13 protein-coding genes and 1 other RNA gene are annotated in these 16140 nt (G+C 69.7%); 8 read left to right on the forward strand and 6 right to left on the reverse strand.

Going from position 1 to position 16140, the window contains the following annotated elements; translation table 11 throughout:
- The first annotated feature begins 47 nt into the window (after positions 1 to 47).
- From lpdA to lipB, 5 genes are read left to right on the forward strand one after another with little or no spacing between them, the layout of a single operon-like run.
- Positions 48 to 1436 carry a dihydrolipoyl dehydrogenase gene (gene lpdA, locus WEF05_07015; protein MEX1101637.1) on the forward strand — a complete coding sequence of 463 codons (1389 nt, stop codon included), beginning with the start codon at positions 48 to 50 and terminating at the stop codon, positions 1434 to 1436.
- Positions 1437 to 1448: 12 nt separating this feature from the next.
- Complete coding sequence (locus tag WEF05_07020) at positions 1449 to 2519, forward strand: thiamine pyrophosphate-dependent dehydrogenase E1 component subunit alpha (GenBank protein MEX1101638.1); 1071 nt, start codon at positions 1449 to 1451, stop codon at positions 2517 to 2519.
- Complete coding sequence (locus WEF05_07025; protein ID MEX1101639.1) at positions 2516 to 3568, forward strand: alpha-ketoacid dehydrogenase subunit beta; 1053 nt, start codon at positions 2516 to 2518, stop codon at positions 3566 to 3568. Before WEF05_07020 ends, WEF05_07025 begins: the two co-directional genes overlap by 4 nt.
- A gap of 52 nt (positions 3569 to 3620) precedes the next feature.
- On the forward strand, positions 3621 to 5048 hold the full coding sequence (locus tag WEF05_07030) for a dihydrolipoamide acetyltransferase family protein (GenBank protein ID MEX1101640.1): 1428 nt from the start codon (positions 3621 to 3623) through the stop codon (positions 5046 to 5048).
- Between the two features lie 2 nt (positions 5049 to 5050).
- Positions 5051 to 5767 (forward strand): lipoyl(octanoyl) transferase LipB, encoded by a 717-nt coding sequence (gene lipB, locus WEF05_07035; protein ID MEX1101641.1) that lies wholly within the window; start codon positions 5051 to 5053, stop codon positions 5765 to 5767.
- Between the two features lie 18 nt (positions 5768 to 5785).
- Here lipB and WEF05_07040 read toward each other — a convergent pair whose 3' ends face one another.
- Both WEF05_07040 and WEF05_07045 read right to left on the reverse strand, forming a co-directional pair.
- Positions 5786 to 6529, reverse strand: coding sequence for a methyltransferase domain-containing protein (locus WEF05_07040; protein MEX1101642.1), 744 nt, complete (start codon positions 6527 to 6529; stop codon positions 5786 to 5788).
- 22 nt (positions 6530 to 6551) lie between these two features.
- Positions 6552 to 7373 (reverse strand): tetratricopeptide repeat protein, encoded by an 822-nt coding sequence (locus tag WEF05_07045; protein MEX1101643.1) that lies wholly within the window; start codon positions 7371 to 7373, stop codon positions 6552 to 6554.
- A 181-nt stretch (positions 7374 to 7554) separates the two neighbouring features.
- On the opposite strand from WEF05_07045, the gene WEF05_07050 reads away from it, so the two are divergent.
- Genes WEF05_07050 through WEF05_07060 form a run of 3 tightly spaced genes read left to right on the forward strand, consistent with a single transcriptional unit; the run spans position 7555 to position 13694 of the window.
- Positions 7555 to 11904 (forward strand): PAS domain-containing protein, encoded by a 4350-nt coding sequence (locus WEF05_07050; protein MEX1101644.1) that lies wholly within the window; start codon positions 7555 to 7557, stop codon positions 11902 to 11904.
- Between the two features lie 27 nt (positions 11905 to 11931).
- Complete coding sequence (gene lipA / locus WEF05_07055) at positions 11932 to 12897, forward strand: lipoyl synthase (GenBank protein MEX1101645.1); 966 nt, start codon at positions 11932 to 11934, stop codon at positions 12895 to 12897.
- Entirely contained in the window at positions 12894 to 13694 is an 801-nt protein-coding gene (locus WEF05_07060; GenBank protein ID MEX1101646.1) for an SDR family NAD(P)-dependent oxidoreductase, read from the forward strand. The genes lipA and WEF05_07060 overlap by 4 nt, the downstream gene beginning before the upstream one ends.
- A 6-nt stretch (positions 13695 to 13700) precedes the next feature.
- Here the strand turns inward: WEF05_07060 and rnpB are convergent.
- The 4 genes from rnpB to WEF05_07080 all read right to left on the reverse strand — a co-directional run bounded on the left by rnpB (position 13701) and on the right by WEF05_07080 (position 16111).
- Positions 13701 to 14069, reverse strand: an RNA gene (gene rnpB / locus WEF05_07065) — RNase P RNA component class A.
- 31 nt (positions 14070 to 14100) lie between these two features.
- Positions 14101 to 14979, reverse strand: coding sequence for an arginase family protein (locus WEF05_07070; GenBank protein ID MEX1101647.1), 879 nt, complete (start codon positions 14977 to 14979; stop codon positions 14101 to 14103).
- Positions 14976 to 15404 (reverse strand): reverse transcriptase-like protein, encoded by a 429-nt coding sequence (locus tag WEF05_07075; protein MEX1101648.1) that lies wholly within the window; start codon positions 15402 to 15404, stop codon positions 14976 to 14978. The genes WEF05_07070 and WEF05_07075 overlap by 4 nt, the downstream gene beginning before the upstream one ends.
- Entirely contained in the window at positions 15401 to 16111 is a 711-nt protein-coding gene (locus WEF05_07080; protein ID MEX1101649.1) for a C4-type zinc ribbon domain-containing protein, read from the reverse strand. Before WEF05_07080 ends, WEF05_07075 begins: the two co-directional genes overlap by 4 nt.
- Positions 16112 to 16140 lie beyond the last annotated feature (29 nt).

The following is a 16140-nucleotide window of genomic DNA, read 5'->3' on the forward strand; positions in this document are numbered from 1 at the left end:
CGGCCGGACGCCCAGGGTCCGGCACAGAGGACGGTAGTATCGGGACGATGTCCGACGACTACGACGTAGCGGTCATCGGCGCCGGCACGGGGGGCTACTCCTGTGCTCTCCGGGCCGCCGAACTCGGCGCTCGCGTCGTGCTGATCGACCGCGACGAGCGCCTCGGCGGCACCTGCCTCCTGCGCGGCTGCATCCCGACGAAGGCGCTGCTGCGCTCGGCCGAGGTCGCCGACACCGTCGAGCGTTCCGAGGAATGGGGTGTCGTTGCCGACGGGCACGTGGATTGGCCCGCGGTCGTGGCGTTCGAGAACCGCATCGTGGACAAGCTCGTCTCGGGCGTGACCACCCTCGTGAACCTGCGGCGGATCGAGGTCGTGCGCGGCACCGCCACGTTGGTCCCGGGGACGGGTGACCGTCGCGCGATCGACGTCGCGGGACACGCGATCACGGCCGGCGAGGTCGTGATTGCGACCGGCTCGCGGCCGCGACTTCTCCCCGGTGTCCCGGTGACCGAGCGCATCCTCACGAGCGATCAGGCGCTCTGGCTCGACCGGATCCCGGCCTCGGTCGTGATCGTCGGGGCCGGGGCCGTCGGCCTCGAGTTCGCTTCGATGTACCGCTCGTTCGGGGCGGAGGTCACCCTCCTCGAAGCGGCCGAGCGTCTCGCGCCTCTGGAGGACGAGGAGAGCTCCACACAGATCGCACGTGGGTTCCGTCGCCGGAAGATCTCCGCCACCACTTCGGTGAACGTCGCCGAGGTCAAGGACGCCGGCGACCGGGTCGATGTGACCTACGAACGGGAGGGCACTCCCACCACGGTCTCGTCTGAGGTGTGTCTGGTCGCGATCGGCCGAGAGCCCGTCACCGACGACCTGGGACTGGAGGCCGCCGGAGTGGAACTCGAACGAGGGTTCGTGAAGGTCGACAGCCAGTTGCAGACCACCGCCTCCCACGTCTGGGCGGTCGGCGACGTGGCCGCGACACCGCTACAACTCGCGCACGTCGCATTCACCGAAGGATTCGCCACCGCCGAGCGGATCGCGGGGCAACAGGTGCCCGAGATCGACTACACCCAGATGCCGCGGGTCACCTATTGCAGCCCCGAGATCGCGTCGATCGGGTTGACCGAGGCGCAGGCGCGAGCCCGTGGGGAGGACGTGCAGGTACAGCTCCTCGACCTCAAGGGGATCGGCAAGGCCAACATCCTCGGCGAAGGCGGCCTCGTGAAGGTCGTCGCTCGCACCGACGGACCGATCCTCGGCATCCACATGGTCGGCCCGCACGCGACGGACCTGATCGCGGAGGGGATGCTGATCACGAACTGGGAGGCGACGGCCGCCGAGTTGGCCGAGCTGCACCATCCGCACCCGTCCCTGTCCGAAGCCTTCGGCGAGTCGTTCCTCGCACTCGCCGGCAAGCCCCTCCACTCCGCCTAAGGAGGCGACCCCGTGGCCACGGCGATGTCCTCGCAGACCGGCGCACAGGAAGGTCCCGGCGAGTTCGCCGGCCTGTCCGACGACCAGCTCAAGCGGATGCTCTATCTCCTGAAACTCTGCCGCCACTTCGACGAGCGCATGGAGTCGCTGTATCGCCAGGGGCGCCTGCCCGGCGCGATCTACTCCGGGCGGGGGCAGGAGGGGACCCACATCGGCGCGGCGTCCGCGCTGCAGCCCGAGGACTCGCTGTTCGTGACCCACCGAGACCTCTCGGCGCAGTTGACCAAGGGGCTCGAGCTCAAGCGCGTGATGGCGCAGTTCTGGGGCCGCATCGACGGCTACACGCGCGGGCGGGACGGCAACAGCCACATCGGCGACTGGTCGGGCTCGAAGACCTTCACGGTCGTGTCGATGCTGCCGAACTCCCACCCGGTCGCCGTGGGCGCGGCGTTGGCATACAAGCGAAGGCGCGAACCGAACATCGCGATGGCGATCTGCGGCGAGGGCTCGACGTCGAACGGACGGTGGCACGAATCGTTGAACGTCGCCGCGATCCATCAGCTGCCCGTGGTCTTCTTCGTGAACAACAACCAATACGCCTATTCGACGCCGAACGAGCTCGAGTTCAAGGTCCCGACGGTCGCCGAGCGAGCTGTGGCGTACGGGATCCCGGGGGTTCGCGTCGACGGCGCGAACGTGCTCGAGGTCTACGAGGCCGCCGCCAAGGCCGCGGCGAAGGCACGGACCGGCGGAGGCCCGACCCTGATCGAGTCGGTGTCGCTGCGCTGGCGCGGCCACGCGGGACACGACGCCGCCAAGTACGTCCCGAAGGAACTGCTCGACGACCACCAGCAGAACAGGGACCCGGTGGCGCGATTCGAGCAGCTCCTGCTGGACAAGGGCGTGATCGCGCAGGGGGAGCTGGACGAGCTGCAGACCCGGATCCATGCCGAGTTCGCCGAGGGCTACGACTTCGCGCAAGCGTCCCCGTTCCCCGAGGGGGGCGACGTCACACGGGGCCTGTACACCGACGACGGCTACTGGAGCGGCGAACCCGGCCGCGAGGGAGGAACCGACGCATGAGCCAGGCCTCCGCACCGGTCGAGTCCGGCGCCGCCGGCCACGGGAACGAGCCGCGCGGCAAACGCACCGATACCGGCGAGGCCACCTACCTGATCGCGATCGCCGAAGCGCTCTGGGAGGAGATGGAACGCGACGAACGCGTGTACCTGCTGGGCGAGGACATCGGCGTCTACGGCGGCGCCTTCAAGGTCACCGAGGGATTCATCGAGCGGTTCGGCGCCGAGCGCGTGATGGATACCCCGATCTGCGAAGAGACGATCATGGGCATGTCGGTGGGATCCGCGATGGAGGGCATGCGCCCCGTGGCCGAGGTCCAGTACGCCGACTTCATCGTGAACGGCTTCGACGAGCTGGTGAACGTCGCCGGGAAGAACCACTACCGCTCGGGGGTGCCGGTGCCGATGGTGGTGCGCGGGCCTAGCGGGGGCGGTGTGCGCGCGAGCTCGTTCCATTCGCAGAATCCCGAACCGTGGTTCGCGTACACGCCGGGACTCAAGGTGATCTGTCCGGCCTTTCCGTCCGATGCCAAGGGCCTGTTGAAGTCGGCGATCCGGGACGACAACCCCTGCATCTTCTTCGAGCACAAGTGGATCTACCGGAGGATCAAAGAGGTGGTGCCGGAGGAACCCGACTACACCGTGCCGATCGGCACAGCCAAGGTGCGGCGTGAAGGCGCGGACGTGTCGATCGTCACCTACGGGGCGATGGTCCACAAGGCGCTCGAGGCGGCGGATGACCTCGCTGAGAAGGGAGTGTCCGCCGAGGTCGTCGACCTGCGCACGATCACTCCCCTGGACACCGAGACCGTGCTGCGGTCGGTCGAGAAGACGTCGCGCGCGCTCGTGCTCTACGAGAGCCACCGGTTCCTCGGAGCCGGTGCCGAGGTGGCCGCGACGATCGCCGAGGAGGCGTTCGAGCACCTCGACGCGCCGGTCGCGCGACTCGCGCCTCCGAACGTCCCGGTGCCCTTCTCTCCGGCGCTCGAGGACGCGTTCCTCCCGGATGTGGCGGACATCGAGGAGGCGGTGGATCGGCTCGCGGCCTGGTGAGCCCGAGCCCCGGAACACCCCCCGACCGACGGAGTGCGAGAGAGGATCCGAGATGGCGAACGTGGTGATGCCCCAACTCGGCGAGACCGTGATCGAGGGAACGATCATCCGGTGGCTCAAGGCCGAGGGTGACGAGATCGCGCTCGATGAGCCCCTGTTCGAGATCTCGACCGACAAGGTCGACACCGAGGTGCCCTCGCCTGCGGCCGGAACCCTCGAACGCATCCTCGTCGCCGAGGGGCAGACCGTCCCCGTCGGCACCGAACTCGCACTGATCGGAGCAGCCGGATCCACCGGCGACGCCGACCGAGAGCTCCGGGACGAGGTTCCCCGCATGGCCGCGCCGGCCGAGCCCGCGACACCGGTGCCGGACGTTGCGGGGGGGCCCGCAGCCCCCCCGGCCGAACCGGCGGGTCCGCCGGCCACGCCCGCGATCCCTCCGACTCCGCCGGCCCCGCCCGTCGTGCGGATCGACGAGGGCGGTAACGAACCGGCCGATCGCGGTGCCAGGAGCGCCGTCCTGTCGCCCGTCGTGCGGCGACTGGCGGCCGAGAACGACATCGATCTGTCCCGGATCACCGGAACGGGGACCGGAGGAAGGATCACGCGCGCCGACGTCGAGGCGGCGGTCGCGTCGCCACCTACCCAGGCACCTGTCCCTGGGGCCGCTCCCCAGGCACCCACCCCCGCCGAGCGCCTCGCCGCCGAGCCGCCGAGCGCCGAGCCACCCGCCGTCGCTCCCGCCGTCGCCGCCGCCGGCCCCGTGTCGTCGCCGTCCGAGGGTGAGGAGGTCCAGCCGCTCTCCCACCTCCGTCGGGCGATCGCGTCGCACATGGTCGCGAGCAGCCAGACGGCGGCCCGCGCGTGGACCGTCGTCGAGGTCGACATGGAGAACATCGTCCGCCTGCGCGTCCGCGTGAAGGACGGCTTCCTCGAGCGCGAAGGGTTCAAGCTCACCTACATGCCGTTCGTGACGCGCGCGGCGAACGAGGCCCTGGCGGAGTTCCCGATGGTGAACGCGGAGCTTCGGGGCGAGGAGCTCGTCATGCGCCGTCAGTTCCACATGGGGATCGCGGTCTCGATCGAAGGCGGTCTGATCGTTCCCGTGATCGAGGACGCGGGATCGCTGAACCTCGTGGGCCTCGCCCGCGCGATCGACGACGTCGCGACCCGGGCGCGTTCCAAGCAGCTGAAGCCCGACGAGGTCCACGGCTCGACCTTCTCGATCACGAACCCGGGGGCCTTCGGCTCGCTTGCCTCGGTACCGATCATCAACCAGCCGAACACGGCGATCCTCAGCTTCGATGCGATCGAACCCCGCGCGGTCGTGATCGACGACGCGATCGCGATCCGACACCGCGTCTACCTGTCGATGTCGTGGGACCACCGGGTGATCGACGGAGCGCTGGCGACCCAGTTCCTGGTCCGGATCAAGGAGCATCTGGAGAAGTGGGACTGGGACGAGGATCTGCAGCGCTGAACATGACGCGCGACGGCTGGCTGCTGCGACCGGCTCCCGAACCGGACGGTCTCGTCGACTACGACGCGGCCAACGAGGCGATGCACGCCCTCGCCGAGCGCCGGCTCGCCGGCGACGTTCCCGACACACTGGTCGTGGTGGAACACCCCCCGGTGTTCACGGCGGGCCGAACCGCGAAACCGGAGCATGCGGTGTGGAGCGAAGCGCGGATCCACGAGGCGGGAGGGGCCGTGCGGTGGATCGATCGAGGCGGGTCGTTCACGTTCCACGGACCCGGGCAGCTCGTCGGCTACCCGATCGTCGATCTCGGCCCCCGTCCCGATGTCGTCGGGTACGTGCGGGCGCTCGAGGAGATCGTGATCCGCGCCGGAGCCGATCTCGGCCTGCGTCTGCACCGGAGTGAGGTTCAGACCGGCGTGTGGAGCGGCGATCGGAAGGTCTGCGCGATCGGCGTGCGCATCAAGCGGATGCGCGTCAGCCTGCACGGGTTCGCGGTGAACTGCACGACCGATCTGAGCTGGTACGACGCGATCGTTCCCTGTGGCCTCGCGCACACGGGGGTCACGTCGCTGTCGGCGCTCGCCGGCCACTCGATCACCGTGAGCGACCTCGAGCCGCTGGTCGTGGCGCACATGGAGGATCTGCTCGGGGTGCGGTTGCGCCCTGGTCCGGACGCCGAATCCACCGCGTTCGGTGCGATCCCCGCCGGGGTGTCGTGAGCGGGAGGCTCCGGTCGGCTATGCGTCGGCCACCAGCACCCACATCGGGGTCGTCTCGAACCACGAGAGCACCGGTGGTCCGGCCTCGATCCGAGCCCACTCGACGTCGCGCAACCGACGGATGCGCACACCCCGCCACCCGGATCGGTAGAGCGCCTCGATCAAGGGTGCCGGGCCGGTCATCTGCGCGAAGGGGAGCTGCTCCCACAGGTCCGGCGCGTACTCGTCGTGATGGTCGTGTGGGATCCGATACGCGCGCCGAACCAGGTCCGCAGCTTTCTCGCGGAGGACGCGCACCGGGCCGGCCGCCGCCCAGCTCCCCTCGAACAGGACGAGCCGCCCCTGCGGGGCGATCGCTTCGCGCCACGCGTGCAGGATCGTGATGGGGTCCGGGGCGGTCCACAGCATGTGCCGCTCGATCACGGCGTCGAACGGCCCCTCCGGCGGTTCGTGTGCCGGGCCTTGGACGAACGACAGGTCGAGGCCACGCTCCGCCGCCTTCCGCTTGGCCTGCTCCAGCATCCCTTCGGAGAGGTCGAGCGCGGTGACCTCGTGGCCGAGCTCCGCGGCGAGCAGGCTCATCGAGCCCGTTCCCGCCCCGGCGTCCAGGACCCGCGCCGGCGGAGGCGGCAGGACGTCGGACATCACGGCGCGCCACGCCGCCGCTTCGACCGGATCCGACAGACCATGCGAGGGCGAGCGATCGTAGGTCTCGGCGTCACGGTTCCACCAGTGGCGCAGTTCGTCGTGGACGTCGGACATGTGCGACCTCCTTCGAGCGGGTTCAGAACAGGGCGCTGGACAATTTGCGCCGGTACTCGCCCACGAGCGGATCGTCCTCATCGAGGGCGTTGAACAGGTCCAGCATCGCGGTCCGCGCCTCGTCGTCGGTCGGCGCCAGCTCGAGGAGATCATCGAGCGCTTCGCGGATCTGCCCCTTGACCGCGCGCACCTTCGCGGCATCCACACCGGTCGCCGCGGGGTCGATCGCCGCCCACTCCCCCACCCGGACCTTCGACAGGATCCGTTCGGCCTCCGCGGACGGAAGCAGGGGTGTCACGAGCTCCCGGGCGTCGTCGAGATCCCCTCGCTCGGCGAGCAGCGCGCCGAGCCCGAGCCGCGCCTGCTCGTTGTCGGCGTCGCGAGCGAGGACCTCACGGAGCTCTGCCTCGGCGACGACGACGTCACCCGCCTCGGCCTGTGCAACCGCCTGCTCGGCGGCCGCCTCCGTCTCGGAGGGCACCAGGCCGGCGACGAATCGCTCCACCTCGGGCTCGGGGTAGGAGCCGACGAACCCGTCGACCGGTTGGCCGTCCTTGAAGGCAACGACCGTCGGGATGCTCTGCACTCCCAGGGCGCCGGCGACCATCGGGTTCGCGTCCACGTCAAGCTTGGCCAGCAGGAACGCCCCGGCGTGCTTCTCGGCCGTCCGCTCGAGGATCGGGCCGAGCGTCTTGCACGGCTGGCACCAGTCCGCCCACAGGTCGACGACCACCGGCCGGCGCTTGGACTCCTCGATCACGCTCTGTTCGAAGTCGGCGTCGGTGACGTCGACGGTGGTGGGCTCGGGACGTTCGAGGACGTGTCCCTGCATTGGTCCTGCCATCGGCCTGTACCTCCTCCTCCAGCCTACCCGCGGCCACGACATGCGCCCGGTCCGCGTTGACCTGCGCGGATCGATCCTCACCCGGTCCGGATGGGTCAGGAACCAATCCCCCGACCGCGCCGCGGATCTCCCCGTCCGGCGCTTGCAGAACGCCCTTGTGGGCAGGGACGATGGTGTGCTGATGTCGACCAGTGCCGATCCCGGCCCGCCCGGGGAGCCCGAGCCGGGAGGACCCAAGCCCCGGAGAACGGCCACGCGAGACCTGATCCTGGTCTCCGTGCTCGTCGTGGTCGGCTTCGTCGCCGCCACCCGATACGACCTCGCGGAGCGCCTGCACGCGTTCCTGCAGGACAACGAGTCGATCGAGGCGGACGAGCTGACGATCGTCCTCGCGCTGCTCGCGCTCGGCCTCGGCGTGTTCGCCCTGCTCAGGTGGAACGAGCGTCGCACCGAGTCCCGCGCACGCGAAGCGGCCGAGACGCGCTACCGCCAGCTGGTCGAGCGCGTTCCCGCGATCACCTACGTCTGGGACGCGGAGAACGAACAAGGGAGCGACCCGGCCGACTTCATCAGTCCGCAGCTGGAAACCCTGCTCGGCTACACGCCCGAGGAGTGGACCTCCGACCCGGGTCTGTGGGACCGGCTCGTCCATCCCGAGGACCACGACCTCGTGATCGAGGCTTGGCGGCGAGCCCTCGACGAAGGCGCCCCGTTCCGGATGGAGTACCGGATCGAGGCGAAGGACGGGCGCATCGTCTGGGTCCGGGACGAGGCGGTCTCGGTGCGGGGCGAGGGCGGGCGTGCGGTGCTGCAGGGCGTGATGTTTGACATCACCGAACGCGTGCGGATCGAGCACGCCCTGCGCGACGCGGAGGAGCGCTATCGGACCTTGGTCGAGAGCGTTCCGACGATCACCTACATCGAGTCGCTCGATAACACGGGGCTGCTGTATGTCAGTCCGCAGATCACGACGATCCTCGGGTGGACCCCGGACGAGTACCGCAGCCTCGACCCCTGGCGGAACTATCTCCACCCCGACGATCGCGACTGGGTCCTCGCGGCCGATCGCCGATGCGACGAGACCCTCGAGCCCTTCGATGCGGAGTACCGGCAGTTCGCGAAGGACGGGCGCGAAGTGTGGATCTCCGAACACGCGGAGCTCGTGCGCGACGAGGAGGGCGAGCCGCAATTCTGGCTCGGGATCCGCGCCGACATCACCGAACGCAAGCGCGCCGAACACCTGCTGCGCCAGGCGGAAGAGCGCTACCGGACCCTGATCGAGCACCTGCCCGCCGCCGTCTACCTCGAACAGCCCGACGACGTCGCCACCCCCCTCTACATGAGCCCCCGCTACGCGCAGATCACCGGGTACACCGCCGAGGAACGGATGCGGGATCGGGACATGTGGATCCGCCTGCTGCATCCCGAGGATCGTGATCGCGTCCTCGAGGAGTCGGCGCGGACGAACCGGACCGGGGAACCCTTCAGCATCGAGTACCGGATGCAACACCGAGACGGCCATTGGGTCTGGGTGCGCGACGAGGCCTCGCTCGTGGGCGGCGACGAGGGCGAACCGCGACGCTGGCAGGGGGTGCTGCTCGACATCACCGAACGCAAGCGGGCAGAGGACGATCTCCGCCGTCGCGACGCGATCCTCGGCGCGGTCGGCCACGCGGCGCAGCGCTTCCTCAAGTCCTCCTCGTGGGACGAGGACGCGCCCGGCGTGCTCGCGCAGATCGGCGAGGCCACCGCCGTCAGCCGGGTTTACGTGTACGAGAACCTGCCCGATGCCGGCGAACACAGCGCTGCGACCGCCCGGTGTGAATGGCTCGCCGAAGGGATCGCCCCGAGCGAACCGGCCCCGCCGGATGCCCCGTGGCGGTACGAACCGAACTTCGCGCGCTGGCCCGAGGCGCTCGGCCGGGGAGAAGTGCTCTACGGGACGATCGATGCGTTCCCCGCGTCCGAGCGCAACAATCTCGAACGCGAGCGGATCCGCTCACTCGCGGTCGTGCCGATATTCGTCGACGACGTGTGGTGGGGGTTCATCGGTCTCGAAGACTGTGTCGAGGCTCGTCGGTGGAGCTCGCCCGAACTGGAATCCCTGCGTGCTGCTGCGGACATCCTCGGCACCGCGATCGGGCGCCAGCGCGCAGGCCTGCTGCTCGCCGAGACCGAACGCCGGTTCCGCAACCTCGTCGAACAGATCCCTGCCGTTACCTACCTCGACGCCGTGAGCGAGGGCGTCGTCCCGCTCTACGTGAGCCCGCAATACGAGTCGATGTTCGGCTACACCCCGGAGGAACGGATGCAGACGCCCGGCCTGTGGGAACGACTGTTGCATCCCGACGACCGCGAGCGGGCGATCCAGGTCTCCGAAGGGGCGATCGCAACGGGGAACCCGCACGCGGACGAGTACCGCATGATCGCGCGCGACGGCCGCATCGTCTGGGTGCGCGACCAGTCGATACTGATCCGCGACGAGGACGGCATCCCCCAGTACTGGCAGGGGATCCTGATCGACATCAGCGCGCAGAAGGAGATCGAAGGCCAGCTCCGAGACACCGAAGCGCGCTACCGGATGCTCGTCGAGCAGCTGCCGGCCGTGACCTATGTCGACACGGTGGGTCGTCCCCCCACCTCGCTCTACATCAGTCCGCAGATCATCGAGCTCACCGGGTTCACCGTCGAGGAGTGGCAAACCGATCCCATGCTGGGCGAGTCCCGCATCCATGAGGACGACCGCCAGGACGTGATGGCGGAGAGCGACCGCACCGACGACACGCTCGAGCCTTTCCGCACCGAGTACCGCTTCGTGCGCAAGGACGGGACGATCGTCTGGATCCGCGAGGAATCCGAGGTCGTCCGTGGGCCGGACGGCGACCCCCTCTTCTGGCAGGGGATCATGTACGACGTCACCGAGAGCCGGCAGGCGCAGGAGCAACTGCAGGAGGCGGAGGAGCGGTTCCGAACGCTCGTCGAGACCGTCCCCGCGATCACCTACGTGGACTCGGTCGAGGACCTGCACACGATGTATGTGAGCCCGCAGGTCGAGTCGATGCTCGGCATCAGCCAGCGGGCGTGGCTCGAGGACGACGACCTGTTCCTGCGGAACCTGCATCCCGACGATCACAAGCGCGTCCTCGCGACCCTGCACGAGCACAACACGAAGGGAGCCCTGTACGACGTCGAGTACCGGTTCCGGCACGCCGACGGATCCTGGCGCTGGATCCGCGACCAGGCCCAGGTCGTCCACGCTCCCGACGGCACGCCGATCGCTTCGCAGGGCGTGATGTTCGACATCACCGATCAGCGCGAGACGCAGGAGAGCCTGCGCGAGACCGAGGAACGCTTCCGTGCGCTCGTCGAGACGATCCCCGCGGCGCTGTACATCGAGCTGCCCGACGCCGACGTGCCGAGCCTGTACGTGAGTCCGCAGCTGACCGAGCTCGCCGGCATCACCCCCGAGGAGTACCTCGCGGACGCGACCATGTGGGAGCGTCTGCTGCACCCCGACGATCGAGCGCGCGCCGACGCGGAGTACCGGGCGGCGCTCTCGGCGGAGGAACCGTGGAGCATCGAGTACCGGTTGATCCGTCCCGACGGCCGCGAGGTGTGGATCAACGATCGCGCCCAGATGCTCCGCGACGACGACGGGAAGGTTCGCCTGACGCTCGGCTTCATGTTCGACGTGACCGAGCAGAAGCTCTACGAGCAGACCTTGAAGGATCGGGAGCAGCGCGAGCGGGAGGCGGCCGACCGGCTGCGCGCCCTCGACGACATGAAGAACACGTTCCTCGCCGCCGTCTCCCACGAGCTCCGGAGCCCACTGACCTCGATCCTCGGTCTGTCGCTGACCCTCGAGCGGCAACAGCAGTTGTCCGACGACGACAAGGAGGACCTCCTCGCCCGGCTCGCGGCCAACGCCCGCAAGCTCGACCGGTTGCTCAAGGACCTGCTCGACATCGACCGGCTCTCCCGCGGCATCGTCGAACCGCAGTACCGCACCACCGACGTCGGCGCCCTCGTGCGCCGGACGATCGAGTCGCTCGACTCCCTCGGGGGCCGGACGGTGATCGTCCAGACCGAGCCGGTCGTCGTGCCGGTCGATCCCGCGAAGGTCGAACGGATCGTCGAGAACCTCGTGTCCAATGCGGCCCGGCACACCGATAACGACGTGACGATCTGGGTGCGCCTCCAGGCACGCGACAGCGGCGCGGAACTCACCATCGAGGACGACGGTCCGGGCATCCCCAAGGACATCCGCGAGGCGGTGTTCGAGCCGTTCCGGCAAGGGCCGACGGTGTCGAAGGCGCAGCCGGGAACCGGGATCGGGCTCTCCCTGGTCGCTCGGTTCGCCGAGCTGCACGGGGGTCGCGCCTGGGCCACCGAGCGCGAGGGCGGTGGCGCGTCGTTCCACGTGTTCCTGCCGGGGAAACCGCCCCGGTACGCCGGAGCGACCTCCGGCGAGGACGCGGGAGGCGGCGAGGGCGCCACCGTCACCCGTCTCCATCCGGCGGACGCCGGGTGAGTCCCTGCCGCCGATAGACTGCCCCGGATGCCTTCGACGAACCACAATCCGCACGGACGCCGCCTGCACCTGCCGATCGTCGCGACCACCGACGGCGCACCACCCCCGTCGCCGGCCGGCCGCCGGCCGCCCTGGCTCAAGGTGCGCGCGAAGACGAGCCCGGACTACCTCGAGCTGAAGCGCCTGATGCGCGATCGCGATCTGCACACCGTGTGTGAGGAGGCGAGCTGCCCGAACATCTACGAGTGCTGGTCCGCACGGGAAGCCACGTTCCTGATCCTCGGCGATCGCTGCACACGACGATGCGGTTTCTGCGACGTGATGACCGCCAAGCCGATCGAGGACGGAGCGGGCGAGCCTGCGCGCGTCGCCGACGCCGTTCGCGCGATGGGCCTGCACTACGTCGTCGTGACCGGCGTGGCTCGCGACGATCTCGCCGACGGCGGCGCGAGCGTCTGGGCGGCATGCATCCGTGCGGTTCGTGACGCGGTTCCCGGGTGCGGGATCGAGGTGCTCCCCACCGACTTCAGGCAACGCGAACGCGACATCCCCGTGGTGATCGACGCAGAGCCGCAGGTGTTCGCCCACAACCTCGAGACGGTCCGGCGGCTCCATCCACGGATCCGTCCCGCGTTCGACTACGAGGGTTCGATCGACGCGCTGCGGATCGCGAAGTCCGGGCGAGCCGGTCAGGTCACGAAGTCCAACCTGATCCTCGGGATGGGCGAGCGCCCCGAGGAGGTCGGTGAGGCGATGTCCGACCTCCGCGATGCGGACGTCGACATCCTCACGATCGGGCAATACCTGCAGCCGAGCCGTCATCACCTGCCGGTCGACCGCTGGGTCACCCCCGAGGAGTTCGCGCAGCACGCGGCGTTCGGGACCGACGAGCTCGGCTTCGCCCACGTCGAGTCTGGTCCGCTGGTCCGCAGCAGCTATCACGCGGGCGAGCAGTACGCGGCGGCAGCGGCCCGCCTAACCTCTGCCCGATGAACGGCAGGTTCGCCGGCCGCGTGGCGCTGGTGACCGGGGCCGGGAGCCCGACCGGGATCGGATTCGCGACCGCGCGTCAGCTCGGTCGCGAGGGGGCGCGCATCGCCGTCGCCGCAACCACCGACCGAATCCACGAGCGTGCTGCCGAGCTCGCGGGTGAGGGGATCGACGCGGCCGGGTCCATCGCCGACCTCACCGATCCTACCCAGGCCTCTCGCCTCGCCACCGAGGTCCTCGAACGGTTCGTCGCGATCGACGTTCTCGTCAACAACGCGGGGATGGTGCAGACCGGCACCGCGTGGTCGACGTTCGATCAGACACGCTTCTCGCAGATCACCGACGAGGCCTGGCGTCGCGAGCTCGCGCTCAACCTCGACACCGCCTTCTTCACCACCCGAGCCGTGCTCCCCTGCATGATCGAGCGGGGCTACGGACGCATCGTCATGGTGTCGTCGGTGACCGGGCCGAAGACGACGAACCCCGGTGACACGGGCTACGCGGCGGCGAAGGCCGGGATGGACGGGATGATGCGCACGCTCGCGATCGAGACCGCGCGGAGCGGGGTCACCGTGAACTCGGTCGCGCCGGGGTGGATCGCCTCCGGCTCGCAGACCGACGACGAGTCCGTCGCCGGGCGGCACACGCCGGCCGGCCGCTCCGGACGGCCGGACGAGGTCGCCGAGGCGATCGCGTTCCTGGCGTCGGAGGGCGCGAGCTATGTGACGGGTGCCTCGCTCGTGGTCGACGGCGGCAACGACATCCAGGAGTTCAAGGGTCCCCCCGAGGGCTGGTACTGAGGGGATCGGAGGAGTCGGCCTGTAAGCCGGATCCTGTGGCCGTCTCGCGACGACCGGCGGCCATCTGTCTGAGCGCCGAGGCGCTCCGGGCCGAAGCCCGTGCGGCCGACCCGGGAGCTCGGGCGAGCAGCCCTCGAACGCTCCCTGCTTGGCCTTGCTCCGGGTGGGGCTTGCCGAGCCGGAACGGTCGCCCGCTCCGCTGGTGCGCTCTTACCGCACCGTTTCACCCTTACCCGGCTCGCGCCGGGCGGTCTGCTTTCTGTTGCGCTGTCCGCGAGGTCGCCCCCGCCTGGGATCGCCCCAGCACCCTGCTCTGCGGAGTCCGGACTTTCCTCGAACGGCGCGAACGCCGCCCGCGGCCGCCCGGCCGACTCCTCCGGATCGAGCCTACCGCGCGCTCCCGGTCTCAACCGGTCAACGCGGTCCGCGCGAGGGAAACGATCTCGCGCGCGCTCGCGCGATCGGGGTCCTTCTCGGGGTTGTAGCAGGCCAGACCCAACCCGACGCACGACGGATGCGCGGCCAGCGGGGAGAGCACGGCGGCCAGCTCCGACCAGTCCATCCCGCCGGGCTGGAGAGCGTCGGTCGCGGGGAACGCTTCGGTGGACAGCACGTCCAGGTCCACGAAGATCCAGAACGGCCCCTGCCGCCCCAGCGCATCGGCGGTCGCGGCACCGGTCGCGGACGGATCCTCGCGCACCTCGGTGAGATCGCGGAACGTCAGGCCGGGAACCTCCGACGGGTCGGTCGCCCCGAACCCCCGAGCCTCGTCGCGGTCGCGGTACCCGAGCAGAGCGGTCCGCCGCGCGTCGAGCGCGGGAACTCCCCCGGCCGCTCGCTGCCACGCCCGCGGGCCCCGGCCGAACAAGACCGACAGGGGCATGTCGGCCGCCTCGCCACTCGGTGAGGACCCTCCGTCGTACAGATCCGTGTGCCCGTCCAGGTAGGCGACACCCACCGGACCGATCGCATCGGAGAAGCCGGCCGCGACTCCGACCGCCATCGTGCAGCACCCGCCGAGCACCAGGAGTCGGCCCTGGGCAGAGGCGAGCTCGTGGATGCGCTCGCGCAGGACCACTGTTGTCCGCGCCACCGAATCGACCCCGACGACGCCGCTCTCGGGGTCGCGCTCGGTCCCGACCACCCGAACGTCGAGGTCACCCGCATCGCGTCCGGAGACGGCCTCGACGATCCCGGTCTCCCGGAGCGCCCGCGGGCCGAGTTCCGTCCCGCCGGCAATGCCCACCGAGTCGATCGGAACACCCACGAGGGTCGTGCGGGTCATGTCTCCCACCCGTCGGCGTTCGCGCGGCCCGCGAGCCACGCGTCGACACCCTCGTTGGCGAGCCGGTCGGCCTCGGTGTTGCGTTCACGCCGCACGTGCTCGTACCCCACATCGTCGAACCCGCGCGCGATCGCGAGGACTTCTGCATGCAGGGGCTTCATGTTCGGATGCTTGACGCGCCACCGGCCGGCGAGCTGTTCGATCAGCAGCTTGCTGTCGGAGCGCAGCAGCACCTCGCGGGCGCCGAGCTGCTTCGCCTTCTTCAGTCCTTCGATCGCCGCCGTGTACTCCGCCACGTTGTTCGTCGTCTCCCCGATCCCCTCGGCGATCTCCGCGAGCACCGCTCCGTCGGGGCCCGTGATCTGCACGCCGATCCCGGCGGGTCCGGGGTTCCCGCGGGAGGCTCCGTCGCACGCGACGATCACTCAATCACCAGGATCCGTCGGCAATGCTCGCACCGCTTGATGCCTTCGGTCTTCTTCAACCGGTCGACCTGGACCGCCGACAGCGTCTGGTGACACCCCTGGCACGCACCGTCGACCAGGGCGGCAGCGCCGATCCCCTTCTTGGAGGCGCGCAGGTCCTCGTAGAGATCGAGCAGCTCGGGGTCGATCTCGGGCACGAGACGCTCGCGCTGCGCCCGTGCGGCTTCGAGCTCGGTCGCGATCGTCGCGAGCTCGTCGGCGGAGGCCTCCCCCGCCTGTTCCCAGCGTGTGCGGGCCTCGGCGCTCTGCTTCTCCGCGTCCGCGACGCCCGCGGTCAGCTGATCGATCGTCTCCATGCGCTGGAGGACCTGGTCCTCGAATCCGCCGCGGCGCTGCTTCGCCCCGGTGATCTCGTGCTGCAGCGCCTCGAGCTCCTTCTGGTTGACGATCGAGCCGTCGTACATCCGCTTCTCCTCGGCCGCCTGGGTGCGTTCGAGTTGCTCGATCTCGGCCTCGAGGCGCCGCTGCTCGCGCTGCTCCACGTCGATCGCCATGCGCAGCTCGCCGAGCCTGGCCTCGGCGTCGTCGGCTGCCTGCTTCGCCGTACGGACCGCCTCGCCGCCCTCGAGCTCGTCATGACGATGTTCCCGCCGGAGGATCGACGTGTCGATCCCCTGGAGTTCCAGCAATCGGTCTTCGCCACGCATCGGAGCGACAGGGTACCCGACCCGCCTCG

It is taken from the genome of Actinomycetota bacterium (assembly GCA_040881665.1).
Taxonomy (GTDB): domain Bacteria; phylum Actinomycetota; class UBA4738; order UBA4738; family HRBIN12; genus JBBDWR01.